Here is a 23,580-nt window from a genome sequence, read left to right as displayed (position 1 = left end):
GTCCGTTTGGTCGGACAGTCATCATTGGTGTAAACGGGGGGAGGATCGATTATGGCACTGTTGAATCTTTTCAAAAGCAAACAGGAAGAGCGGTCCGCAGAGCCGGCCGGCTTCCGTGATCTCATCGATGGTTATTCCATCGAGGTCATGCCGCGCACGGCGGCAAAGATCGAAGATTTCAAGACGCTGCTGCCGAAGGGCACAAGGGTCTATATCGCGCATATCGACGGCACGCCGATCGAGGAAATGGTCGAGACGGCGAAGCGCCTGACCAACGACGGTTTCCAGGTCATGCCGCATTTTCCGGCGCGCATCATTCCGAGCCTTGCGACGCTCGAAGACTGGATCAAGCGTTACCACAACGAAGCGGGTGTCGAACAGGCGCTGCTGCTCGGCGGCGGCATTCCGAAGCCGGTAGGCGATCTCGAAAGCTCGCTGCAGCTCATCGAATCCGGCTTGTTTGACCGCTACGGCTTCAAGCGGCTGCATGTCGCCGGCCATCCGGAAGGCAACAAGGATATCGATGCCGACGGCAGCACGAAGATCGTCGACGAGGCGCTGAAACTCAAGCAGGCCTTCTCCGAACGCACCGACGCGGACATGGCCATTGCCACCCAATTCGCTTTCGACGCGAAGCCGGTCATCGCCTGGGCGGAACGTATTGCCGCTGCCGGTGTGAAGCTGCCGATCCATCTCGGCATTGCCGGTCCGACCAAGCTGCAGACGCTGATCAAGTTCGCGATCGCCTGCGGTGTCGGTCCGTCGCTTACCGTGCTGCAGAAGCGCGCGCTCGATTTGAGCAAGCTTCTGGTTCCCTACGAGCCGACCGAGGTTCTGGCGGATATCGCTGATTACAAGGCCGCCCATCCGGAAAGCCTCATCGAGCAGGTCCACGTATTCCCGCTCGGCGGCATTCGTGCCAGCGCCGAGTGGATGAACGAACAGCTCACCGGCGAGCGTCACGTCTTGCCGTGATTTTCGAACTGCGGGCAGGTGATCGACCTGCCTCGCCGCGCCGCTGCCAGGAGGAGAGAAGGCAGGGGAGGAGACAGGGATGGATTATCCCAATCTGCGTCACATTCGTTTGTTTTGCGCCTGTCTGCGCACCGGTTCGCTCACTCAAGCCGCCGACATCGTTGGCGTCACCCAACCTGCCGCCTCGCAGGCGATTTCCCGTCTCGAAGATCTCTTCGGCTCGCGGCTCCTAGAACGCGGCCCCGGCCAGGCGATGTCGACGCCGGAGGGACGTGTCGTGCAGGCGCGTTCTCTGCGGGCGTTGGAGCTCATTCGCACCGGTTGCCAGAAGCTCCAGGCGGATTCCGGTTCCCGCGATTCGGGTGCCGACGCGCGGCTGACGATCTCCCACCTTCGGGCTTTGCAGGCTTTCGCGCAGGCCGGCGGTTTTCCCGGCGCCGCGCGCATCCTCGAACAATCGGGGGCGGCGGTTCAGCGAACGGCGCGCAATGCAGAGGCCGTCCTGGGGACGAGCCTTTTCGAGGCAGACGGTCGCACGACCCGACTTACCAGCGCCGGGCGCGCCGTTGCCCGGTGGGCGGGTCTTTCGCTGAAGGAGCTCGGCAACGCCACCGAAGAGGTGCAGGAGCTGCGCGGCAGGTTCGACGGTCTGGTTTCAATCGGCGCGCTCCCCATGGCGCGCACCACCATCGTGCCGGATGCCATTGCGGCACTTGCCTTCATCTATCCGATGGCACGGTTCGAGATCCTCGAAGGCAGCTATGAGCAGCTCATCAGCGATCTGGAAATGGGTCATATCGATTTCCTCATCGGCGCGCTCCGCAGCGGTATCGCGGCGTCGCTCGTGCAGGAACCGCTCTTCGATTTCCGGCTTGCAGTCGTCGCCGGTGCCGGTCATCCGCTTTCCGGGAAGGCGGATGTGGCGCTCGCCGAGCTTGCCGCCTATCCCTGGGTCGTGGCACGCAAGGGCACACCGAACCGGAGCACATTCGATACGCTGGCCAAGAGGTTTCCGGAAGGACAGCGAAGACAGGGTACGGTCGAGACCGGCTCGTTGACGGCCTTGCGCGGCATCCTGATGCAATCGGATCGGCTGGCGCTGCTTTCCCGCCATCAGCTCAGGCATGAACTGAAAGCTGGTTTTCTCACGCTCCTGAACTATGAAGTTCCGGGAAAGCCTCTTTCGATCGGCATCACCACCCGCCGGAACTGGCAGCCGACGGCTCTCCAGGCGGAATATCTGGCGGCAATCCGCCGGGTGGTGGCGACGGAGGAGACGGTGAGCGCAACGGAAGGGGCGCACCTGCCGTCGCTGAAGGCTGCCGAGTAGCGCCACTTGCCATTGCATAATTCGCGCTTATCGTTATTCCCGCATGTATCGGGCCGGTCTGATGTCGCGCGCCGTCAAAAGAGAGCGGGAGCATCTTGAGAAAGAAGGCCGTCAACAGTCTCGAACGCCTGCAGGCGGTGCTCGATGTCTTCACCGAAGATCATCTGGAATGGACGCCGGAAGAGCTGATGGAGGAACTAGGCTACAGCCGGCCGACACTCTACCGCTATCTGAAGATCCTCAAGGACAGAGGTTTCCTGACCTCCATGCCCAATACCGGTTTCACTCTTGGGCCGAGGGTGGTGGAGATGGATTACCTTCTCCGAAAATCCGACAATCTCCTCCTTTCCGGTGAACCCTACCTGCATCAGCTGACAGGGCGGTACGAATGCACGGCGCTTCTGGTTCGGTGGTACGGTGAAAAGATCCTCTGCGTCGATTCCCTGAGTTCCAGCCATGAGGCGATCAGCAGCTATCCGCGCGGACGCCCCATGCCGCTCAGCCGCGGCGCGATCGGCCGTTCCATCGTGGCATTCCTGCCGCGCCGCAATCTGGTGCCGCTGATCCAGCGCACGCTCGGCGAATGGCAGGCTGCGGGTGTCGGCGATACCGTCGAAGCCGTTCTGGATGCGCTCAAATCCATCCGCAAAACGGGTTATGCCCTGGCCTATGGCGAAGTGACGCCGGGTGTCGTCGGCTTTGCGGCGCCGATCTTCGATGCCGGCCAAAGCCCGATTGCAAGCTTCTCCGTATCCATCGCCCAGGAGCTCGTACGTGGCTCCGTCGCGGAGGAGATCGGGCGGGACGTAAGACGCGCAGCCGGTGAGATCAGCGCCGCGCTTGCCTCCCATCGTCACAAAATTTTAAGTCAATAATCTCATATTGCAAGAAAATTGGTTGACTTGATGCGTTTGCCTGCCCATGGTGAGGGCAAGCTGCCCAGCACTTGCGCATGATTTTTTCAAAGCTTCCGAGGCACGTCCGCCGGAACAAGATTGGAGGAGCATTCCATGAAGAAGATCGATATTTTCAACCACATCTGGCCGAAGCCGTTCTTCGACCGCCTCATCGGCTATATCGGCACGATGACCGATGTCACTATGCGCAGCGGCGCCGTGCCGATGATGACCGACCTCGACCGCCGTTTCCAGGTCATGGACATGTTCGGCGAAGACTACCAGCAGGTCCTGTCGCTCGCCTCGCCGCCACTCGAGAAGCTCGCCGGCGCCGAGCGCGCCCATGACCTCGGCCAGATCGGCAACGATTCGATGGCCGAACTCTGCCGGAAGTATCCGGAACGCTTCCCGGCCTTCATCGCCACCGTGCCGATGGAAAACCAGGAATGGATGATGAAGGAAACCAAGCGCGTCATCGAGGATCTCGGCGCGCACGCCATACAGATATTCACCAATTACAGCGGCAAGCCGCTCGACCTGCCGCAGTTCGAGCCTTTCTTCGAATATATGGCCAAGGCCGGCAAGCCGATCTTCCTGCATCCCTCGCGCGGCGCGAACTTCCCGGACTATCTCACCGAGGACCGCTCCGAATACGAAATCTTCTGGACCTTCGGCTGGCCCTACGAAACCTCGGCCGCTATGGCACGCCTCGTCTTCTCGCGCATGTTCGACAAGTACAAGGGTCTGAAGATCGTCACCCACCATGCCGGCGGCATGGTGCCGTTCTTCGAAGGCCGCGTCGGCGCGGGCTGGGATCAGATGGGCAAGCGCACGTCTGATCGCGATCTTTCGGTGGTGTTGAAGGCGCTGGAGCGCCCGCATCTCGAATATTTCAAGGAATTCTTCGCCGATACCGCGAGCTTCGGTTCGACCAAGGCGATCGAGCATGCGATCGAATTCTTCGGCGAGGACCGCGTCGTGTTCGCATCCGACGCGCCGTTCGATCCGGAAGGCGGCCCGATGTACATCCGCGAGACCATCAAGGTTCTCGACAACATGAACATTTCGGACGCCACCCGGCAGAAAATCTACGAGGGCAATGCCCGCAAGCTGCTCGGCTTGAAGTAAGCGGCCAGGCTTTCATTCAATGGAACGCGCGGGTGCCAAGACGCCCGCGCGTTTTTCATTGGGCCGGTCCGCCAAGCCGGGCGATATATCGTTGCGCCGAGCGGGCGACGATCTCCTGTCCATCCTGGCGGACGTTCTGGTGCGAAAAGGCGCCGTAGATGCGCTCGAATGGCCAGGGAGCGAGCCGCTCGGCCACATCTGCGACTTCCGCAGCGCTGAGCGGCAGCATGTTGGGATAGCTCCACATGAAGGAGATGTAATCGGCACCGGGCGTCACCTGCACGATGTCGCCGGCAAGCAGCACGCCCCGATCGTCATCTCCTGTCCAGTGCAACATCGTGCCGCCGGCGAAATGCCCGCCGCCGCGGACAAGCGTTATGGCGGAGGAAAGGACAAGGGCATCGTCCTCCCAGAGCCGGATATAGTCGGATGAGCGGCAGATCCATTCCCGGTCGGCTGCATGCAGGTAGATGGGTGCATCGAATGCCGCGGCCCAATCCTGCATCGTCGTGTAGTAATGGGGATGCGAGATGGCGATTGCGGTGAGGCCACCCAGAGCCTCGATGATGGTCTTGGTCGCATCGTCGATGAGCGCGATGCAATCCCAAAGCACGTTTCCCGATGGTGTCCGGAGAAGCAGGGCGCGTTGGTTGATGGCGAAAGCCGGCACGGTCTGGATCGCCATCAAGCCCGGCTCAAGTTCAAACCAGGTGTTGCGATGCGTCCGAGCCAGCTTTTCCGGCGTCGTCCACGTCTGTCCGGAGACGGGCACATATTGTCGCTCATCGCTGCAGATCGGGCAGATTTCCGGCGCTTTATCCGTCTGATTGAAAGAGGTGCCACAGGCGCAGCAAAGAAAAATCGTCATCGGATCCTCCCGCGTGGTTTGACCACGCTTGTCATCAAACTGATAAGAAACGCCATCCGCGGCGGAAAGGAAAGCCGTCGCTTCCTTTTCGGTCAGAACGTTCACATTCTCGTCGATAGATTCATCCTTTCCAAAGAGCGGACCGGTAAGGTCCGCATGGATTTTCTTCATGCATCGAGGATCGAATGACAGCCCCGAAGGCAGTCCGGCTGTTGAACCTGGATATCCTGCGCCTCATTTCGGCGCTGATGGTGCTGGCGTTCCACTACGGTTTTCGCATGCGGCTTTCCGGCGAGGGCGGCGGAACCGGCTTCCCGGAGCTGGCACCCTTTGCCATGTGGTTCGATACGGGTCTGCTGATCTTCTTCGCCATTTCCGGTTATGTCATCACCCTGTCGGCGGAGGGCCGTTCCGCCTATGATTTCGCTATCGGGCGTTTCGCGCGGCTCTGGCCGACATTCATCGTCTGCGCGAGTATCACCGCGATAGTTCTGTCCCTCTGGCCGGTGCCGACCATCGATCCACCAACCGTGAGGCAATGGCTGGCGCATCTTGCCATCATCTCGCGTGGTCTCGGCCAGCCCTTCCTCGATGGCGCCTATTGGACGATCGCCTACGAAATCATCTTCTACGGCTGGGTTTTCGTGATGATAGCGAGCGGTGTTTTCGAGCGCGGCTGGCGCGTCGTTGTCGTGATCTGGCTGACGATTTCGGTCGTCAACGAGGCCGTGGTCGGCAGCGGGGCGATCCAGAAGCTGCTGATCACCGAATATTCCGGCTATTTCGCCTTCGGTTTGGCGCTCTACAAGGCGCAGAAGCATTTTTCGGCGGCGAATCTCTGCGTCCTCGGCGCAGCCGCCTGCTGGGCAATCGTAACGCCGTTCCTTACCGAGCCGGACTTCGTCGAAATGTACGGACTGAATCGCTCCGTCATTGGCCTTGCATTGATCGGCCCGGCGGCATTGGTCGTCATGACCCTTGCTGCATTGGCGCCGTCACTGCGCATCCGTCCTGCCGTGGCGATCGGTCTCGGTGGGCTTACCTATCCGCTCTACCTGCTCCACCAGAATATCGGTTATGCCGTATTTGCCCATTTCGGCACGGAGCAGAACCGCTGGCTCGTCGCGCTCGTCCTGATCGCCATTCTGTTGTTCGTTTCATGGGTGATCGCCCGTACAATCGAGCCGATGGCAAGGCGGACGATCATCCGCGCCGCCGGTCAATTGAAGATTGGCTTCGGGCGTTTGAAACAGCGGGCAGCGTAATTCAAAAAAGGCCATGCTTGCTTCGTCCGCTTGCGGAAGCTTGGCCGGCCGCAATGATCAGTCGAGGGATTTGTGATTGGTGCGGAGATAGTCCATCAGGTCTGCCGCGGGTTTTGACAAAGGCCGGCGAAGCGAAGCGATCTGGCGCACGTCGAAGGTCAGGTCGCCGCCGGCGAAATCGAGCTTCGTCAAAAGGCCACGCTCGATATCCGCCGAGACGCTTCTTTCCAGCGAGCAGGCTATGCCGACGCCTGCCGCCACGAATTCGCGCAGGAACTGATATTCCGTTGCCTGGGCCGCCACCTTCACATGCGCAATGCCCGCATTTGCAAGCAGTTTCGAGACGCCGCGGCCGAACTGCGAGGAGGGAGGCGGGCCGACGAAATCGTAGCGCGCCACATCCTGCGGCCTGATCCGCTTGCGGCGGGCGAGCGGGTGGTCAGGGGAAGCGATCAGCACCAGTTTTTCGCGGCCGATGATCTCGGCGCGCATGCCTCGGATATCCTCATTGCCGAGAAAACAGCCGACATCCGCCAAGCCGTCGCGGACTTCGGCAAAGACGTCCTCCTGCTTGCCGATTCTCAAAACCAGCTGGACATCCGGCCGCGACAGGGCGAAATCCGTGATTTCCTTCTTCAAAACGAAGTTCGCGAGGCTGCGCTGGCAGGACAAAACCACCTGCTGGCCCGTCTCTCCGCGAATTTTTATCACCTCGGCCCGCATATCATCGGCCTCGGCAAGCAGTTCGCGCGCATGTTGCAAGACGCTGCGGCCGATCTCGGTCAGAAGCGGCTTACGGCCGCGCCGACGCACGAAGATCTGGCCGCCGATCTCCTTTTCGATCGCCATGATATGCGCGCTGACGGAGGGTTGGGCGATGCCGAAACGATCTGCCGCGGCCGCGAAGCTTCCCTCCTCGACCACTGCAACCAGAACTTCCATTCGCCGCAGCGTGACATTGAACATGGTGATAACCTATAGCCTATAGGCTATCAAACCTAAAGCCCCCAAACCCGTTGCTAGTTGCCGTCCTGATCGATCAAATACTGATCGAGGGTGAGGAATGACGAGGACGATCTGCTTGGGAGCTGGCGCGCTGACCATCAGCCGGAGTGTCCCGCCACCTGAAGCCGAAGTTTCGGCAATCCCTGGAGACATAGCATTCCGCACGTGGCCCGCGTGCGGGCAGGAGGACGCATGAATATTGTCGGAATTGATATTGGCGGTACGTTCACCGATCTCGTCGGCTACGTCGATGGCAGGATCGTGACGTCGAAAACCTCGACCGTGCCCGCCGATCCGACCCAGGGCATCGCCCGCAGCCTGGAACTCGCGAACTGCGATCCCGACGCGCTCAACGAAATTCTTCACGGTTCGACGATAGCCATCAACACGGTGCTGGAGCGCAAGGGCGCCCGCACGGCCCTGATCACCACTCACGGTTTCCGTGACGTCTATGCGATCGGCCGCTCGAACCGTATCCAGGCCTTCAATCTGTTCTTCAAGCGCCCACAGCCGTTGGTGCCACGCAGCCTGACCTTCGAAATTCCGGAACGCATTCTGGCTTCCGGCGAAGTTCTGGAAGCACTGGACGAAAAGGCGGTTGCGGGCATCATTTCCGAGATCGAGGCGGCCGGCGTCGAATCCGTTGCGGTTTGCCTGCTGCATTCCTGGGCCAATCCCTCGCATGAGCGCCGCGTCGGCGAGATACTGCGCCGGGCGCTGCCGAGTGTTTTCGTCACCCTGTCTCATGAAATTCTCCGCGAATATCGCGAATACGAACGCTCCTCGACGACCGCGCTCAACGCCTTCGTCGGCCCGCGCGTCGAGGGCTATCTCAAGCGGCTTGAAACCTATCTCCGCTCCGGTGCCTTCGGCGGCAAGATCCATATCATGCGATCGAATGGCGGCGTCATGTCGATCGGGCAGGCGCAGGAACAGCCGGTCTCGATGATGGAATCCGGTCCGGTCGCCGGTATGATCGGCGCGGGCCGGCTCGCCAGGATACTCGGCCTCAAGCGTTGCATCGGGTTCGACATGGGCGGCACGACCGCCAAATCGAGCCTGATCACCGATGGAGCGCCGGCTATCGAAACCGGTTACGTGATCGGTGAAGAGGCAGACGGCCAGCCGATGCAGCTGCCGGTCGTCAATATCGTCGAAGTCGGCGCCGGCGGCGGTTCGATCGCCTGGGTGGATAATGCCGGTGGCCTGCATGTCGGTCCGCAGAGCGTCGGCGCCGATCCGGGCCCTGCCTGCTATGGCAAGGGGGCGGACCTGCCGGTCGTCACCGACGCGGACCTGATCCTCGGCCGCATCAATCCGCAGCGTTTCCTGAATGGCGGCATGCCGCTCGACAAGGCCGCTTCCGAGCGGGCGATGATGAACAAGGTCGGTACGCAGCTAGGGCTCAATGCCGTGGAAGCGGCGCTCGGTGTCGCCAAAATCGCGGACACGTCCATGTCGCTTTCGGTGCGTGCGGTCTCGATCCACAAGGGCATCGACCCGCGCGACACCGCCATGATCGCCTTTGGCGGCGCCGGACCGCTGCATGCGATTGCGATCGCCCGCGAAATATACATCCCGCAGGTGATCATCCCGAAACTGCCGGGTACGTTCTCGGCTCTCGGCATGCTGATGGCCTCCTGGCGGCAGGACTTCGTGCAGACCTTCATCGGCCGCGTCGGCGAACTGACGGAAGAGGCGGTGAACAAGGTTTATCAGGAACTTGTCGCCAGTGCCCGCGAACAGATGAAGCGCGACGGCATCTCGGAAACCGAAGCCGATTACCGCTTCTTCGCCGACCTGCGTTATGCCGGCCAGGAGCATGCGATCTCGATCCCGATCGAAGCGACCACCCAGCTTTTCGGCGACACTAACGAGGTCCGCAAGCGTTTCGACGCCGAGCATGATCGCCGCTACAGCCAATCGGCCCCGACCGAAGCGCTGGAAATCGTCAGCCTGCGCCTCGTGCTGACCGCCGCCCGCACCGACAATGTCGCCGAGGAATGGCTGTCGCGCCCGTGGGAACCGGAGGCGGAAGCCGAGGTCGGCAGCCGCGAGGTGGTGTTCAATGACGCCTCCAAGCCGCTGAAGACCGCCATCTACTGGCGCCCTGCTCTGCCGGCCGGTTTCAAGCTCACCGGTCCCGCCGTCATCGAGGAGCCGAACTCCACCATCCTGATCCATCCCAGCGATGAAGTGGTCGTCCACGAAGCCGGCCATCTCCTGGTGACGCTCGCCAAGCAGAGCGAGGAATAAGACATGACCCCGATGAAGAACGATCCGATCACCGTCGAAGTCGTCCGCAATGCCATCGTCGCCTATGGCGACGAGATGGCCGAGGCGCTCTGCAAATCCGCCTACAACATGATGATCTACGAGGTCCGCGACTATTGCTGCGGCCTGATCGACACGACCGGACGGATGATCTCGCAGAACCGCGGCGGCCTGCCGATCTTCCTCGCCGATCTCGGCATCGCGGTCGAGGACGGGATCAAGAAATACGGCCTCAAGGGTTTCGAAGAAGGCGATGTCCTTGTCATGAACCACGGCCATATCTGCGGCCAGCACCTGAACAACGTCGTCGTCTATGCGCCCTGCTTCCATGAAGGCGAGCTGATCGGCTTTGCCGCCAACCGCGCTCACTGGGTCGATATCGGCGGCGGCCGTCAGGGTTTCGGCTCCAACGCCACGACGGATATCTTCTCCGAAGGTCTGCAGATGCGCTCGCTGAAAATCTACAAGGCCGGCGAGCTGAACGACACGCTCTATCAGATCATCCAGGACAACATCCGTTATCCGGATGCCAGCCTCGGCGATCTTCGCGCCCAAATCGCATCGTGCCAAATCGGTGCCAAGCGTTATTCCGAACTCGTCGCCCGTTACGGCCGCGACGTGGTGGAAGGCTGCGTCGAAACCATCTGGGACCATGCCGACAAGGCGGTCCGGCAGGTCATCGAGCGCATTCCGGACGGCACCTATTCGGCCGAAAGCTATCTCGACAACGACGGCCGCGATCTCGCGACGCCGCTTAGGATCGCCATCAAGGTGATTGTGTCCGGTTCGACCATCACCGTCGATTTCCACGGCATGCATCCGCAAGTGAACGGCCCCTTGAATTCCGGCCGTTCGGGCGGCATCGCGGCGGCCCGCGTCGCCTTCAAGGCGCTCACCTCGCCGGAGCTCGATGTCAACGAAGGCTGCTTCCGGGCTCTCAATGTCGACCTGCCGGATGGCACCATCCTTTCGGCCCGCCCGCCGGCCGCACTCGGCCAGTGGAGCATAGCTCTGCCGACCGTCATCGACACGATCCTCAAGGCGCTGGCGCCGGCCGTGCCGGAACTCATTCCGGCGGCTCATAAGGGCGACATGGGCGGCTGCTCCTTCTTCGGTTTCTACGACGACGGCTCGCGCTTCCTGCTGATGAACATCTTCGGCGGCGGCTGGGGCGGTCGTCCGCATGAGGACGGCGAATCCGCTGCCGTCTCCGTCTGCCAGGGCGACGTGCGCAACACGCCGGTCGAGCTGCAGGAGATCAAATATCCCTTCATCATCGAGCGTCATGCGCTCAGACCGGATTCCGGCGGCGCCGGCGAACATCGCGGCGGCCTCGGCATCGAGCTCACCTATCGATGCCTGCGCGCCTGCCGCGGCAATATCAACTTCGACCGCACTGTCACTCCGCCGTGGGGTCTGCATGGCGGCAAGACGGGCGAAATCTCGATCGCGATCATCGACGGCGCCGACGGCACGCAGCAGAAGGTCCACAAAGCGACCGACGTGCAGTTCAAGCCGGGGGACCGCATCACCTTCCTGACCGCCGGTGGCGGCGGTTACGGCGATCCGCGCAACCGTTCGCGCTCCGATCTCGAAGAGGACATCTCCAACGGTCTCGTTTCGCCGGAAGCGGCGGCTCGCGACTACGGTTATGGCGAACCGGCTCTGCCGCGCCGTATCGCGGTGAACGGCTGAGGGGCGTGGCGATGATCGGCGAAATCCGCAAGAAACGGTTGATCGAGGCGATGCTGGAGGCGGGGTTGGACGGTCTCGTGCTCTACGGCAATGCCTGGCAGAACGACTACCTGCGTTATGCCGCCGATTTCGGCATTCTCGAAGGCGAGGGACTGGCGGTCGTCACCCGCGACGGCAACGTGATCCTCTATCTCGACGATCAGCTGGAGGGCGAGCGCGCTTCCGTCGAGTGCCCCGAGGTGAAGACCGTTGTGGCGGACGACCTGATCGGCACGGTTTCCGGTGTCATCGCAAGACTCGGCAACAGCCGCATCGCCGCCGGTCCCAAGCGCCATCTGCCCTACGGTCTCGCGGCTCAGCGCGGCGACCTTAGGTTCGAGGATGCGACGGCGCTGGTCGATCGCCTGCTGATGGTGAAGTCGGCCGACGAGCTGAATGCGGTGCGCAGTGCCGCCCGGCTGGCTGACGAAGGTTATGCGGTGTTCCGCAACGCCGCCGCCGTCGGCAAGAAGGATTACGAGCTGATCGCCGAGATCGAATCCTTCTTCCGCAATGAAGGCGTCGACGACAATTTCATGATCATCGGCGTCGGTGGTCCGGAAGTGCGCGGCATGGCGCCGCCGCTCGGCAAGGTGCTGAAGCCCGGCGATTTGGTGACGACCGAGCTCACCCCTTGCGTCAACGGCTATTACGTCCAGATCTGCCGGACACTGGTGATCGGCGAGCCGAGCGAGGCGCAACGCAGGGTTTTTGGTATCTATAACGATGCGCTGGAAGCCGGGCTTGCGGTCGTCAAACCGGGCGTCACGGCGGCAGATATCGCTCGCGCGGAAAACGAAATCTTCCGTGCTCACGGGCTGGGTGACTATGTCACCAGCGAATATACCCGCGTGCGTGGTCATGGCCTTGGCCTCTTCCCGGATACCAAGCCGCATATCCTCGAGGATGTGAACACGGTGATCGAGGAGGGCATGTCGCTGATCGTGCATCCGAACACCTACAATCCCGAGATCGGCTATTTCGTGCATGGCGACTCGCTGATCGTCCGCGCCGACGGGCCGGAAATCCTGACGAAGACGCCGCGCCAGTTCTTCTCGGTCGATGCGAGGAGGGTTGCGGCATGAGACACGGGCTGATCCTCTGGCGCGAAGACGAACTTTCGCTTTCCGACGTGAAGGCCCGGCAGACCCGTCTGCAGCAGGCGATCGCAGCAGCCGGCCTGGACGGGCTGCTGATCTACACGAACCATGTGCGCTCGGCCGGTGTGACCTGGGTTTCCGGTTTCACGCCCTATTGGTCGGATGGACTTGTCCTGGTGCTGCGCGAAGGCGCTCCGATCTTCCTGACCGCGCTCTCCAAGCGTGTCGGCGAATGGGTGAAGTCCGTCGCCCCGGCTTTCGAAGTTGCGCATTCGCCCTTCCCCGGCAAGCTTGCCGGCGAGCGGCTCGCCATGGTCGGTGCCAAGCGACTTGGCGTGGTCGAGCTGGACCGCATGCCGGGCGGTGTGGTGGACGAGATTCTATCCGTCCTTCCGGCCGAGCTTTCCGATGCGACCGACCTGTTTACGAAAGTTCGCGGTCAGGCTGATCGTGCCGAGCTGAATCTTGTCCGCCATACGGACAATCTCGCTCGCGAGGCATTCAAGGCCGGTGATGTCAAAAGCAGATATGCGGGTGATTTCACCGGTCCGGTGGAGCGCGCCGTACGGTTGGCTGGCGCCGAGGAATGTTACGTTGCCGTGGCGCCTGATCTTTCGAAGGATCGGCGATTTATCCGAACGGGTAAGGCCGAACTCGGCCGGACTTTCGCGGTGCGGCTCTCGGTCGCCTATAACGGGGTGTGGGTCCGCCGCATCGAGACTTTCTCTTCCGTTTCCGAAATCGCCGCCCGTCTCGCCTCCGTGAGCGTCGAGCTGGACAGGGTCGCTCCCAATCTTCCGGCGGACAGTTCGAGTTCGGCTTTCTACCTGCCTGACGGTGCAAAGCTCATCGATTGGCATCTCGAAGCGCCTTACGGCACGCGGCCCCTCAAAGTCGTCGCGGATGCTGGGACACCGCTTGCTACTCCGGTGCCCTACGGCATCCTGACGGCAGCTTTCACGCTTGATGGCGGAACGATCGTGGCATCACGGCCTGTCGGTCTTGGTGGCAATTCGTTGCGAGAGGCCGCCGCATGAACGCACGTGATCTCGTGTCTATTCTTCTGGCGATCGATGGCGGAGACCGGAAGCTCCGCGATCTCGTCAACCTGCATACCGTCGACGCGCTTGTCTGTCTGGCGGCCGGTGCCGGTGTGAAAGAAGCTTCCTCCTTGCTTGCCTTCTATCGCGAAACCGGTGCCGGCGACGCAATCTCCTCTGCTGCGGGCGCGTCGGCGGTTATCAGGTTCACGGAATGGGATGCGATCCAAGTGCCCTCTTGCGCTACGCCGGATGCCATGGCGGTGCCGGCGGCGCTGGCTTTTGCGCAGGACTACGGAACTTATGTGAAGGCCGTTGCGGCCGGTCATTCGGTCGGCGTGGCGCTTTCGGAAGCCGTGGGCGGCGTTGCGGCATTGCCTGAAACCTGGCCCGGCCTGTTCGCGGCGCCGGCGGTTGCTGCGGTCAGCGCGGCGATCGCGCTCGGTCTTTCGGAAGAGCGGATCGCGCAGGCGCTGGTGCTCGCCATGGCTGGCTGTTCCGGTAGAAACGGGCGGCCTTCCGGCATGCCTTCGGCACGTTGGCTGGCGATCGGCGAGGCGACGTTCAAGGGCATCCGCGCGGCACTGGCTGCAAAGGCCGGCATCAAAGGCGATCTCGATCTGCTGTCTCCCGCCTGGATGAAGGGACAAGCCGCTGCCGCCGGCGCTCTGGAGGCAAAGCATGTCGATCCGATGGCGATCGCGCGCGTGGGCGTGAAGCCTTTCGTCTCGGCCCGCCAGGGGATGAACGCCATCCAGGCTTTTTCCAGTCTGCTGGAGAAGGGCCTTGATCCGGATGCGATCGAAACCGTGCAGGTCTTCCTACCGCCGGTCGCAGTTCCGGTCGTCAGCCGGCCACTGAATACCGAAGACCGGCTTTCGACCATCGCCCACCTCGGCCTGCAGTTGGGCATTGCCGCCTATGAGCCGCTGCGACTGATGGACGTGGATCGCAGCCGGCCGTTCGATAAGGATGTCCTGGATTTCGCTAGGCGTGTCACGATTACGGCAGATGATCGTCTTGCCGCCGAAGGCTGGCCGGCGCGGGTTGTCGTCTCGGAGAAGGGGCAGACACGCGAGACTGTCTGGCCGCAGAATTATGGCGAGAGCCCGCAGAGTGCTCTCGATCGCAAACTCGAAAGTTTGCCGACGGCCGTGATGCGGCCATTGCAGCGGATCGAGGCGGCCTTCGCGGGAGCCGATCTCTCGGTGGTCGCGGAGGCGCGTGGCCTGATACGAAACCTGACCGATTCCCGGCCCTCGGAGAGCGAGGCAGCCTGAAGAGACTCTGAAATTAAGTCATGACGGATGCCGCAGAGGAGTGCCGGCATCTCATAAGGAGGAGAGAGAATGCTGAAATTCCTGACAACATTGGCGACTGCGGCGGCATTTACCGCGCTGTCCTGGCAGATTGCGAGCGCCCAGGCGATCGAAAAGACCGATATCACGGTCGGCCTGCCTCTCAACACGTCGACCCTGCTGCCGATCTACGTGGCGGACGCTCAAGGCTTCTTCAAGGAAGAGGGCGTCAACGTGAAGGTCGTCGCCTTCAAGGGCGGTACCGAACTGGTGCGCGGCATGGTCGCCGGTGCCGTCGATATCGGCGTCGGTGCCTTCTCCGAAGCGTTGGTCGGCGTCGAGACCGGCCAGGGCGTGAAGATCTTCTACGGCGGCTTCAACATGGCGGTCTTCGACTGGTATGCCGTGCCGTCGATCAAGACGCTCGACGAAGCCAAGGGCAAGCGCTTCGGCATCTCGACTTTCGGCTCATCGACCGACTTCCTGACCCGTTACGCCCTCTCGACCAAGGGCATCAATCCGAAGACGGATGTGCAGATCGTCCAGGGCGGCGGTTCGGTCCCGCGTCTTGCCGCGATGGAAGCCGGTCAGCTCGAAGTCAACATCTTTGCAACGCCGGAAAAGTTCATGGCGGCCGATCGCGGCTTCAACCTGATCCTGCAGCAGAAGTCGATCGCCCCCGACTTTCCGTTCCACGTCTTCTATGCGCGCGAGGACTTCATCAAGAACGATCCGAACGCCATCAAGGCCGTGCTGCGCGGTTTCGCCAAAGCGGTCCGCTGGGCCAAGGAGCACAAGGAAGAATCAGTCAAGCTTCTAGCTTCCAAGCTCGGCCTCGAAGAGAAATATCTGAGCCGCGGTTACGACGATTTCATCGACGAAATCTTCGAGGACGGCCGTATGCCGAGCGAAGCCGGCATGAAGACCTTCTGGGACATCGGCATCATGAACGGCACCTACAAGGAGCCGATGCCGGTCGACAAATATTGGGTCGGCACGTTCCACGACACCTACGACGAATGGAAGCCGTAAGTCTCCGTTTGTATGATAGTATAACGAGCGGGCGGAGGTCCGCTCAGGAGGAAAGAGAAGTGGCGCAGATTGAAATCCGCGATCTCGGGATCGATTACCGCAAACCGAAGAGTGATGAGGTGTTTTCCGCCGTAGACGGCGTAGCGCTCTCGATCGAGAAGGGCGAATTCGTCACCATCGTCGGCTCCAGCGGCTGCGGCAAGAGCACGCTTCTGATGGCGGTAGCGGGCCTCGTGAATCTGTCGCGCGGCTCGATCCGGATCGATGGCAGGGGGGTGACCGGTCCGGGTCCCGACCGCGCCGTCGTGTTTCAGGAGCCGTCGCTTCTTCCCTGGCGGTCGGTTCGCGGCAACGTCAAGTTCGGGCTCGAAATGCAGCGCTGGAGCGGGGGTAGCCTCGATGAGAGGGCGATGCAGATGATCCGCCTCGTCGGTCTCGGCCGTTTCTCCGATTACCAGCCGCACCAGCTCTCCGGCGGCATGCGTCAGCGGGTCAACATCGCCCGCGCGCTTGCCGTCGATCCCGAAGTGCTGCTGATGGACGAGCCTTTCGGCGCGCTCGACGCTCAGACCCGCGAGATCATGGGCACCGAGCTTTTGCGCATCTGGGAGCGTGACAAGAAAACCGCGCTGTTCGTTACCCACGACATCGACGAGGCGATCTTCCTTGCGGACAAGATCGTGGTCATGGGCCGTAACCCCGGCCATATCAAGGAAGTGATCAAGGTCGATCTGCCGCGCCCACGTGACGAGGCCGTGCTCGACAGCGAGGATTTCCACAATCTCCGCAAGCGCCTGCGTGCCCATTTGGCGGAAGATATGTCCAGCATGCAGCTGGTGCAGGAGGTCGCATGAGATCGGCAGAAATCACCGCCGCACCGGCGGAAGCCAGACAGGTGTCTTTTTCTTTCCTGCGTCCGTCCCGTTCAGCGGTGGTCGGCATGCTGGCCGTCCTGTCATTTCTCATTCTGTGGCAGGTGGCGCCGTCGATGGGCTGGGTGAACGGCCGGTTCACCAGCCGGCCGACCGAAGTTTTCCTCGCCGCGATCGATATATTCAGGAATGACAATTTTCTCTATCATGCGCGTATCAGCCTGACGGAATTCGTCGCCGGCTTTGCGCTGGCGATCGTCGTGTCCATTCCGCTTGGCGTGCTGCTCGGCACGTCGAAGATCGCACGCTATCTGATCGATCCGCCGCTGATGGCTCTCTATATCGCGCCAACGCTGGTGCTCCTGCCGATCCTGGTCATCTGGCTCGGCATCGACATGGCGCCGAAGATCGCGGTCGTCTTCCTCGGCGCCGTCTTCCCGATCGTACTGAACACGATGGCCGGGATGAGCGAGGCCGATTCGAAACTTCTGCGCATGGCGCGTTCGTTCGGAGCATCCAAATTCGACATCTTTTCGCGTGTGCTGGTGCCTGGCTCGCTGCCCGCATTGCTCACGGGCATCAGACTTGCTGTCGGCCGCGCCGTGCTCGGCGTCGTGGTGGGCGAGCTCTTCGTGTCGCAGGCGGGCATCGGCTACCAGCTCAATCTCTATGGCCAAGCCATGCGCATCGACCGGCTGCTCGTCTACGCGCTGGTTGTCAGCGCCTTCGGCTATACGCTGACGATCCTGGTCCGTTCGGTGGAAAACAAGGTCCGCGATTGGAGGTCGAAATGATTGCCGAACTCTTCTACCGCCGCCAGGCACTGGTTCTCGGCACGCTGTCGATGATCGGCCTCGTCGTTCTTTGGCAAATCGCCGTCGACGGCGATTTCATCAACCCGTTCTTCATCTCCACGCCAAGCCAGGTCTGGGCCGAATTCGTCGCCCAGTTCCAGGACGGCCAGGTTGCGGCCAATGTCGGCGCGACGCTTTACTGTTTCGCCTGGTCGATGGGGCTTGCTACCGTGGTCGGCATCCTGCTCGGCATGCTGGCCGGCTGGTTCTCGGATGTGGAAGCGGCGCTCGAACCCTTCATCTGGTTCAAATATTCCGCGCCGACAGTCGCCTTCTATCCGCTCTTCGTCGCCTGGCTCGGTTACGGCACGCCGACAATCATCGCGATCGCCTTTCTGTTCGCGCTGACACCGATCTATGCCAACACGCTCTCGGGCATCAAGAATACCGATCGGGACCTTGCCCGCGCCGCCCGTTCCTTCGGGGCGAAACCCTACGACATCTTCTTCCGCGTCGCGCTGCCGGGTTCTGTCCCTGTCATGGTGGCCGGTCTTCGCCTCGGCGTCGGCCGCGCGCTGACCGGCGTCGTGGTGGCCGAACTCTTCGGCGCCAATGCCGGGCTCGGCTACGCAATCACCTATTACGGCCAACTCATGCAGACGACCAAGATGATGGTGTCGATCGTCATCGTCATCCTGCTCGGCGTCATCCTGACCCAGATCCTGTCATTCCTGGAATCCAGGACCGACTCCTGGCGCATGGATACCGGCAGCTGAAACCATCGAGGATAGAGCCATGAAGATCATCGATTCCCATTTCCACTGGTGGCCGCGGTCGATTTTCGAGCCGCTCTTGAAGCGCGAAGGCTTTCCGAAGGCAGTGGTGAACGCGCGCGGCGGTTACACCTATCACGGTGCCAACGGCCGCCGCGGCACGGTGGCGAGCTGGAAGGAGTGGTTCGATCTCGACGAACAGCTCGGCTATATGGACAGCCTCGGCCGCGACATCTCGGTCGTCTGCTCGATCGGACCTCTCTCGGTCTATTTCTCCGAGCTTCCGGGGGAAGAGGGCCGCGATGCGGCGCTCGCCTGGAACGAGGAAATGGCCTGGGCGCAGCGGCGTTATCCCGGCCGTGTCTGGGCTTCGGCGGCCATTCCGCTCGTCGATACGAAGGTCGCCATCGAAGTGCTGGACGATGCCGTCAGCCGGCTCGGTCTGATGGGCGTCAACCTGCCAGGCAGCGTCGGCAAGGAAGGCATGATCGACGATGAGCGGTTGGAACCCTTCTACAGCCGGGTGGAAGAACTCGGCCTGCCGGTCTTCCTGCACCCGACCGATGCGGTCTTCGCCGACCTGCTTCAGGGGTATAACGACGCGCTGCATCTCAGCCTTGGCCGTGTGATGGAAGTCAGCGCCGCGGCCTCGCGCCTCATCCTCTCCGGCATGCTGGAGAGGCATCCGGGGCTTAAGGTGGTCATGTCGCATACGGGCGGCGCACTACCCTACCAATCCGGCCGCATGGACAAGAACTCCAAGACCGCCGGCCTGCCGAAGCCGGTCAGTCATTATCTTCACCGCATGTTCACCGATACGGTCTCGCCGCATTCGGCCGGCATGAAGTTCGCGATCGAATATTTCGGCACGGACAACGTCATGTACGGCACGGACTATCCGTGCTGGGATCCGGCCGTCTGCTTGAAGCTGCTCGATGAGATCGAGATGACGCCTGCGGTGAAGCAGAAGATTTTTTACGACAACGCAATCCGCATCCTCGGGCTGAAGCTGTCGACGGCCGCCGCGGCCTGATCTTACCATATTTCCGGACATATCCTGTTCGTCATTGAACATGGACCGAATGGAAACCGCATCCTAAGTTGTTTGAGGCCGCCGGGGAGGGTGGCGAGGAGGAGCAGCGAATGGATCGCATGAAGAACAAGGTCGTTCTCGTGTTTGGCGCCGGTTCGGCCGGGCCGGGTTTCGGGAACGGCAAGGCCGCCGCCGTCGCCTATGCCCGCGAAGGCGGCAGCGTCGTCTGCGTCGATGTCGATCTCGATGCAGCAAGGAATACGCTTGAGGTCATCGAGACCGAGGGCGGGGTGGGTTTGGCGCTGGCCGCCGACGTCACGAAATCCTCGGATATTGCCGCCGTCGTCGAAAAGACCATGGAGCGCTTCGGCCGCATCGACGTACTGCACAACAATGTCGGCATCAATGTGCCGGGCGGCGCGGCGGAGGCCACCGAAGAGAGCTGGCGGCGGGTAATGGACGTCAATCTCACCAGCGCATTCCTCACCTGCAAGGCGGTCCTGCCCATCATGGAACGTCAGGGGAGCGGCGCAATCATCAATATCTCGTCGCTCGCCTCCATCCGATGGACCGGCTATCCCTACGTTTCATATTATGCATCCAAAGCCGCTCTCAATCACTTCACCCGGGCGATCGCGATCGAATATGCCGCAAAGGGTATCCGCGCCAACGCGATCCTGCCGGGCGTGATGGACACGCCGCATATCCAGAAGCAGATCAGCGGCTACTACGGTTCGGCAGAGGAGATGAAAGCCAAACGCGATGCGCTTTCGCCTATGAAACGCCAGGGAGACGGCTGGGACATTGCCTGGGCGTCGGTTTTCCTGGCCTCCGACGAGGCAAAATATATCACCGGTATCGAGCTTCCGGTGGATGGCGGACTGCATGTCACGGTTTCGGGAAGCGTGACTTCCTGAGGTGCAATTCTGTTCCGTAATATGGATCGATTTTGCAAATTTTTCCTCATTCCGATGTTTTTAGGCTTGCTTAAACCTCCTGGGTTGCGCACACTCGCGCAATCCGAAGAAAAGTGATCCACATCATGGATCGATGCGGATGGCTGGAGGAGCCTTTCGTCGGGAGGAAGGAACGGATCGTCAGGGAGGGCGGATCGTTCATTCGCGGTTATCAAGCCTGCGGTCGTTCCGAGGTGAAATCTTCCGGCCTGCGCCCGGCGCAGCATAGAGGAGGGTGACGCGTGACGGCAGCCAACAATACGATCGAGCCGATGGACGAGGCTTCGCTGCTGGCCGGCCTCGAAGGTGTGGCGCCCCAGCAAACCGGTTCCGTCTGGATGCGGCCCATAGAGGCGGTTGCGGCGATGCTGCTTATCGCCATCATCGCGCTCCTGCTGACAGGCGTGGTTTCCCGCTACGTCTTTTCACTGCCGATCATCTGGATCGACGAGGTCGCGTCGATTTCTTTCCTCTGGCTTGCCATGCTCGGCGCGGCCATGGCCGTCGACCGTAGCGAACATCTGCGGCTTACGCTTTTCGTCGGGATGCTGCCCGAAAAGGCTCAGGTACTTGCCGGTACGCTTGCCATGCTGCTGATGGCGGCTTTCCTCGGCGTCATGCTGCGGCCTGCCTATGAATACGCGATCGAGGAATCCTACATCACCTCGGCAGCCCTCAATATTCCGATGAGCTATCGCGCTGCGGCACTGCCCGCAGGCGTCGCGCTGATGCTCGTTCTGGCGCTCGTCAAGGCGCTGAAGGGCTCCGGCATTCGGCAAATAGCCATTTCCTTAATGGCGATCGGTGTCGTGACCGGTCTGCTCTGGCTGGTGGGTCCGAGCCTCAAAGAGATCGGCAACTGGAATATCCCGATCTTCCTGGTCGGCTTCGTCGCGCTGTTCCTGGTGCTCGGCGTGCCGATCGCCTTCTGCTTCGGCCTCGGAACACTCGCCTTTCTTTCCTTCACGACGTCGGTACCGGTCTTCGTGATGATCGGCCGCATGGACGAAGGCATGTCGAGCATCATCCTGCTTTCCGTGCCGATCTTCGTGTTGCTCGGCTGCATCCTCGACGCGACGGGCATGGGCAAGGCGATCGTCGAGTTTCTCGCCTCGCTGCTCGGCCATGTGCGGGCCGGCATGTCCTATGTATTGCTCGGATCGCTCTTTCTTGTATCCGGTATTTCAGGCTCCAAGGTTTCGGATATGGCGACCGTCGCGCCGGCGCTGTTTCCGGAAATGAAGCGGCGCGGCCATAAACCGCCGGAAATGATCGCATTGCTGGCGACAGGCGCGGCCATGGCAGAGACCGTGCCGCCTTCGATCGTGCTGATCGTACTGGGGTCTGCGGCGGGCGTGTCGATCGCCGGCCTCTTCACCTCCGGTTTCGCGATCGCCATGGTCTTGTTGCTGGTGCTTGCGATACTGGCGCGATGGAAATCCCGGCATGAGGCCATGGAAGGCGTCCGGCGTGCGCCATTCGCCGCCATCAAGAAAACCCTGCTGATCGCAGGGCCTGCGCTCGTCCTGCCCTTTTTGATCCGTACTGCCGTCGGCGAAGGCATTGCAACCGCGACCGAGGTATCGACCATTGCGGTGCTCTACGCGATGATCATCGGCGCCGTCCTCTATGGCGGTATCAGCCTCGGCCGGATCTATTCGATGCTTGTCGAAACGGCGGCATTGTCGGGTGCGATCCTGATGATCCTCGGGGCTGCTTCGGCCATGGCCTGGGCTCTCACCCAGACAGGGTTTGCCGCGCAGCTCGTGACAGCGGTGCAGGGCCTGCCGGGCGGCTGGATGACGTTCATGGGTGTCTCCATCCTGATCTTCATGGTGCTCGGCTGCGTGCTCGAGGGCCTGCCGGCGATCGTGCTGATGGCGCCGATCATGTTTCCGGTCGCTCGCACGCTCGGCATCAACGACATCCACTATTCCATGGTGGTGGTGACGGCGATGAATATCGGCCTCATGACCCCGCCGATCGGCATCGGTTTCTACATCGCCTGCAAGATCGGCAACGTTTCGCCGGACGAGGCCATGAAGGCCATCTGGCCCTATATCGGCGCACTGATGGTCGGCCTTCTGGTGATCGCAGCCGTGCCTACCTTCTCGACGGTCTTTTTGTAACGGCCTTGAGACACATAACCGGGAACTGAAATCGGAGGAGGATTTCATGAACGTCAACCGCAGAACGCTGCTCTTGGGCGCGGCCGCGACAGGCATCGCCACGACCTTTTCGATCCGTACGCGGCCGGCCAATGCCGCCGAGTTCACCTACAAGTTCGCCAACAACCAGGCGCTCACCCACCCGATGAACGTCCGCGCCAAGGAGGCCGTCGCGAAAATCCAGGAGGAGAGCGGCGGCAGAATGGCGATCAACATCTTCCCGTCGAGCCAGCTCGGCGCGGATACGGACATGCTGAACCAGGTGCGTTCGGGCGGCGTGGAGATGTTCAGCCTTTCGCCGATCATTCTCTCTACCCTCGTGCCGAATGCGTCGCTCAACGGCGTCGGCTTCGCTTTTCCGAGCTACGACCAGGTCTGGCCGGCCATGGACGGCGATCTCGGCAAATATATGCGCGGCGAGATCGAGAAGAAGGGTCTGCTGACGCTCGAGAAGATCTGGGACAACGGTTTCCGCCAGATCACCTCTTCCAAAGGACCGATCGAGACGCCGAAGGATCTCGAGGGCTTCAAGATCCGCGTGCCGGTGAGCCCGCTCTGGACCTCGATGTTTACTGCCTTCGGCTCGGCGCCCGCCTCCATCAATTTCGCGGAGACTTATACCGCACTGCAGACCGGCATCGTCGACGGCCAGGAAAATCCGCTCGCCATCCTGACGACGGCCAAGCTCTACGAAGTGCAGAAATACGTCTCGATGACGAACCATATGTGGGACGGTTTCTGGATCCTGCTCAACCGCCGCTCCTGGCAGGCGCTGCCGGAGGACCTGCAGCAGATCGTCTCGAAACATTTCAATGCCGCCGCCGAACTGCAGCGCAAGGACGTCATGGGTCTCAACGCAAGCGTCCAGGCCGAGCTGGAAGGCAAGGGCATGAAGTTCAACAAACCGGACGGCGCGCTCTTCCAGGAGAAGCTGCGGACGGCGAACTTCTACAAGGACTGGAAGGCGAAATACGGCGACGAGGCCTGGGCGATCCTCGAAAAGGCCGTCGGCAAGTCGCTGGGCTGACGAGCCGATCAA

At 61.5% G+C, this 23,580-nt stretch carries 20 protein-coding genes; 18 read left to right on the top strand and 2 right to left on the bottom strand.

Features of this window, described 5'->3' with window-relative positions; all coding sequences use genetic code 11:
- Positions 1–51: 51 nt before the first annotated feature.
- From ACMGE0_RS10560 to ACMGE0_RS10545, 4 genes are all read left to right on the top strand, one after another.
- Positions 52–975 (top strand): methylenetetrahydrofolate reductase, encoded by a 924-nt coding sequence (locus ACMGE0_RS10560; protein ID WP_436815797.1) that lies wholly within the window; start codon positions 52–54, stop codon positions 973–975.
- A 79-nt stretch (positions 976–1,054) separates the two neighbouring features.
- A complete protein-coding gene (locus ACMGE0_RS10555) occupies positions 1,055–2,305 on the top strand; it encodes a LysR substrate-binding domain-containing protein (protein ID WP_436815796.1) in 1,251 nt (416 codons plus the stop codon).
- A 95-nt stretch (positions 2,306–2,400) separates the two neighbouring features.
- A complete protein-coding gene (locus ACMGE0_RS10550; protein WP_436815795.1) occupies positions 2,401–3,180 on the top strand; it encodes an IclR family transcriptional regulator in 780 nt (259 codons plus the stop codon).
- Positions 3,181–3,315: 135 nt separating this feature from the next.
- On the top strand, positions 3,316–4,329 hold the full coding sequence (locus ACMGE0_RS10545; protein WP_436815794.1) for an amidohydrolase family protein: 1,014 nt from the start codon (positions 3,316–3,318) through the stop codon (positions 4,327–4,329).
- Positions 4,330–4,384: 55 nt separating this feature from the next.
- On the opposite strand, the gene ACMGE0_RS10540 is transcribed toward ACMGE0_RS10545, so the two are convergent.
- Positions 4,385–5,197, bottom strand: a complete 813-nt coding sequence (locus ACMGE0_RS10540; RefSeq protein ID WP_436815793.1) for an MBL fold metallo-hydrolase — start codon at positions 5,195–5,197, stop codon at positions 4,385–4,387.
- Between the two features lie 185 nt (positions 5,198–5,382).
- Between ACMGE0_RS10540 and ACMGE0_RS10535 the strand changes: the two genes are divergently transcribed.
- The gene (locus tag ACMGE0_RS10535) at positions 5,383–6,462 is read left to right on the top strand and encodes an acyltransferase family protein (protein ID WP_436815792.1); all 1,080 of its coding nucleotides are present in this window, start codon (positions 5,383–5,385) and stop codon (positions 6,460–6,462) included.
- Positions 6,463–6,519: 57 nt separating this feature from the next.
- On the opposite strand, the gene ACMGE0_RS10530 is transcribed toward ACMGE0_RS10535, so the two are convergent.
- Positions 6,520–7,428 (bottom strand): LysR family transcriptional regulator, encoded by a 909-nt coding sequence (locus tag ACMGE0_RS10530; protein ID WP_436815791.1) that lies wholly within the window; start codon positions 7,426–7,428, stop codon positions 6,520–6,522.
- A gap of 231 nt (positions 7,429–7,659) precedes the next feature.
- On the opposite strand from ACMGE0_RS10530, the gene ACMGE0_RS10525 reads away from it, so the two are divergent.
- The 13 genes from ACMGE0_RS10525 (at position 7,660) to ACMGE0_RS10465 (ending at position 23,568) form a co-directional block, all read left to right on the top strand.
- The gene (locus tag ACMGE0_RS10525; protein ID WP_436815790.1) at positions 7,660–9,723 is read left to right on the top strand and encodes a hydantoinase/oxoprolinase family protein; all 2,064 of its coding nucleotides are present in this window, start codon (positions 7,660–7,662) and stop codon (positions 9,721–9,723) included.
- A 3-nt stretch (positions 9,724–9,726) separates the two neighbouring features.
- Positions 9,727–11,436, top strand: a complete 1,710-nt coding sequence (locus ACMGE0_RS10520; protein ID WP_436815789.1) for a hydantoinase B/oxoprolinase family protein — start codon at positions 9,727–9,729, stop codon at positions 11,434–11,436.
- Positions 11,437–11,447: 11 nt separating this feature from the next.
- Positions 11,448–12,560 (top strand): M24 family metallopeptidase, encoded by a 1,113-nt coding sequence (locus ACMGE0_RS10515; protein ID WP_436815788.1) that lies wholly within the window; start codon positions 11,448–11,450, stop codon positions 12,558–12,560.
- On the top strand, positions 12,557–13,612 hold the full coding sequence (locus ACMGE0_RS10510; protein ID WP_436815787.1) for an aminopeptidase P family N-terminal domain-containing protein: 1,056 nt from the start codon (positions 12,557–12,559) through the stop codon (positions 13,610–13,612). Before ACMGE0_RS10515 ends, ACMGE0_RS10510 begins: the two co-directional genes overlap by 4 nt.
- The gene (locus ACMGE0_RS10505) at positions 13,609–14,895 is read left to right on the top strand and encodes an MmgE/PrpD family protein (RefSeq protein ID WP_436815786.1); all 1,287 of its coding nucleotides are present in this window, start codon (positions 13,609–13,611) and stop codon (positions 14,893–14,895) included. Before ACMGE0_RS10510 ends, ACMGE0_RS10505 begins: the two co-directional genes overlap by 4 nt.
- Before the next feature lie 69 nt (positions 14,896–14,964).
- Positions 14,965–15,945: an ABC transporter substrate-binding protein gene (locus ACMGE0_RS10500; protein ID WP_436815785.1), complete on the top strand. Its 981-nt coding sequence runs from the start codon at positions 14,965–14,967 to the stop codon at positions 15,943–15,945.
- Positions 15,946–16,004: 59 nt separating this feature from the next.
- The gene (locus ACMGE0_RS10495) at positions 16,005–16,799 is read left to right on the top strand and encodes an ABC transporter ATP-binding protein (RefSeq protein WP_436815784.1); all 795 of its coding nucleotides are present in this window, start codon (positions 16,005–16,007) and stop codon (positions 16,797–16,799) included.
- Positions 16,796–17,611 carry an ABC transporter permease gene (locus ACMGE0_RS10490; RefSeq protein ID WP_436815783.1) on the top strand — a complete coding sequence of 272 codons (816 nt, stop codon included), beginning with the start codon at positions 16,796–16,798 and terminating at the stop codon, positions 17,609–17,611. The genes ACMGE0_RS10495 and ACMGE0_RS10490 overlap by 4 nt, the downstream gene beginning before the upstream one ends.
- A complete protein-coding gene (locus ACMGE0_RS10485; RefSeq protein ID WP_436815782.1) occupies positions 17,608–18,387 on the top strand; it encodes an ABC transporter permease in 780 nt (259 codons plus the stop codon). The genes ACMGE0_RS10490 and ACMGE0_RS10485 overlap by 4 nt, the downstream gene beginning before the upstream one ends.
- Positions 18,388–18,406: 19 nt before the next feature.
- Complete coding sequence (locus ACMGE0_RS10480) at positions 18,407–19,417, top strand: amidohydrolase family protein (RefSeq protein WP_436815781.1); 1,011 nt, start codon at positions 18,407–18,409, stop codon at positions 19,415–19,417.
- Positions 19,418–19,527: 110 nt separating this feature from the next.
- Positions 19,528–20,334, top strand: coding sequence for an SDR family NAD(P)-dependent oxidoreductase (locus ACMGE0_RS10475; RefSeq protein ID WP_436815780.1), 807 nt, complete (start codon positions 19,528–19,530; stop codon positions 20,332–20,334).
- Positions 20,335–20,645: 311 nt separating this feature from the next.
- Complete coding sequence (locus ACMGE0_RS10470; protein WP_436815888.1) at positions 20,646–22,502, top strand: TRAP transporter large permease subunit; 1,857 nt, start codon at positions 20,646–20,648, stop codon at positions 22,500–22,502.
- 46 nt (positions 22,503–22,548) lie between these two features.
- Positions 22,549–23,568, top strand: coding sequence for a TRAP transporter substrate-binding protein (locus ACMGE0_RS10465; RefSeq protein WP_436815779.1), 1,020 nt, complete (start codon positions 22,549–22,551; stop codon positions 23,566–23,568).
- Positions 23,569–23,580: the final 12 nt, after the last annotated feature.

The organism is Neorhizobium descurainiae, from assembly GCF_051400715.1.
Classification (GTDB): Bacteria; Pseudomonadota; Alphaproteobacteria; order Rhizobiales; family Rhizobiaceae; genus Neorhizobium.
Note: the sequence above shows the minus strand (reverse complement) of the source record. Positions and strands in the feature narration are given on the sequence as shown.

Coding starts and splice junctions, on each gene's coding strand:
- ACMGE0_RS10535 (WP_436815792.1), top strand. CDS start 5,383: ATGACAGCCCCGAAGGCAGTCCGGCTGTTGAACCTGGATATCCTGCGC.
- ACMGE0_RS10560 (WP_436815797.1), top strand. CDS start 52: ATGGCACTGTTGAATCTTTTCAAAAGCAAACAGGAAGAGCGGTCCGCA.
- ACMGE0_RS10510 (WP_436815787.1), top strand. CDS start 12,557: ATGAGACACGGGCTGATCCTCTGGCGCGAAGACGAACTTTCGCTTTCC.
- ACMGE0_RS10515 (WP_436815788.1), top strand. CDS start 11,448: ATGATCGGCGAAATCCGCAAGAAACGGTTGATCGAGGCGATGCTGGAG.
- ACMGE0_RS10475 (WP_436815780.1), top strand. CDS start 19,528: ATGGATCGCATGAAGAACAAGGTCGTTCTCGTGTTTGGCGCCGGTTCG.
- ACMGE0_RS10555 (WP_436815796.1), top strand. CDS start 1,055: ATGGATTATCCCAATCTGCGTCACATTCGTTTGTTTTGCGCCTGTCTG.
- ACMGE0_RS10545 (WP_436815794.1), top strand. CDS start 3,316: ATGAAGAAGATCGATATTTTCAACCACATCTGGCCGAAGCCGTTCTTC.
- ACMGE0_RS10530 (WP_436815791.1), bottom strand. CDS start 7,428: ATGTTCAATGTCACGCTGCGGCGAATGGAAGTTCTGGTTGCAGTGGTC.
- ACMGE0_RS10505 (WP_436815786.1), top strand. CDS start 13,609: ATGAACGCACGTGATCTCGTGTCTATTCTTCTGGCGATCGATGGCGGA.
- ACMGE0_RS10490 (WP_436815783.1), top strand. CDS start 16,796: ATGAGATCGGCAGAAATCACCGCCGCACCGGCGGAAGCCAGACAGGTG.
- ACMGE0_RS10485 (WP_436815782.1), top strand. CDS start 17,608: ATGATTGCCGAACTCTTCTACCGCCGCCAGGCACTGGTTCTCGGCACG.
- ACMGE0_RS10480 (WP_436815781.1), top strand. CDS start 18,407: ATGAAGATCATCGATTCCCATTTCCACTGGTGGCCGCGGTCGATTTTC.
- ACMGE0_RS10525 (WP_436815790.1), top strand. CDS start 7,660: ATGAATATTGTCGGAATTGATATTGGCGGTACGTTCACCGATCTCGTC.
- ACMGE0_RS10465 (WP_436815779.1), top strand. CDS start 22,549: ATGAACGTCAACCGCAGAACGCTGCTCTTGGGCGCGGCCGCGACAGGC.
- ACMGE0_RS10520 (WP_436815789.1), top strand. CDS start 9,727: ATGACCCCGATGAAGAACGATCCGATCACCGTCGAAGTCGTCCGCAAT.
- ACMGE0_RS10540 (WP_436815793.1), bottom strand. CDS start 5,197: ATGACGATTTTTCTTTGCTGCGCCTGTGGCACCTCTTTCAATCAGACG.
- ACMGE0_RS10470 (WP_436815888.1), top strand. CDS start 20,646: ATGGACGAGGCTTCGCTGCTGGCCGGCCTCGAAGGTGTGGCGCCCCAG.
- ACMGE0_RS10500 (WP_436815785.1), top strand. CDS start 14,965: ATGCTGAAATTCCTGACAACATTGGCGACTGCGGCGGCATTTACCGCG.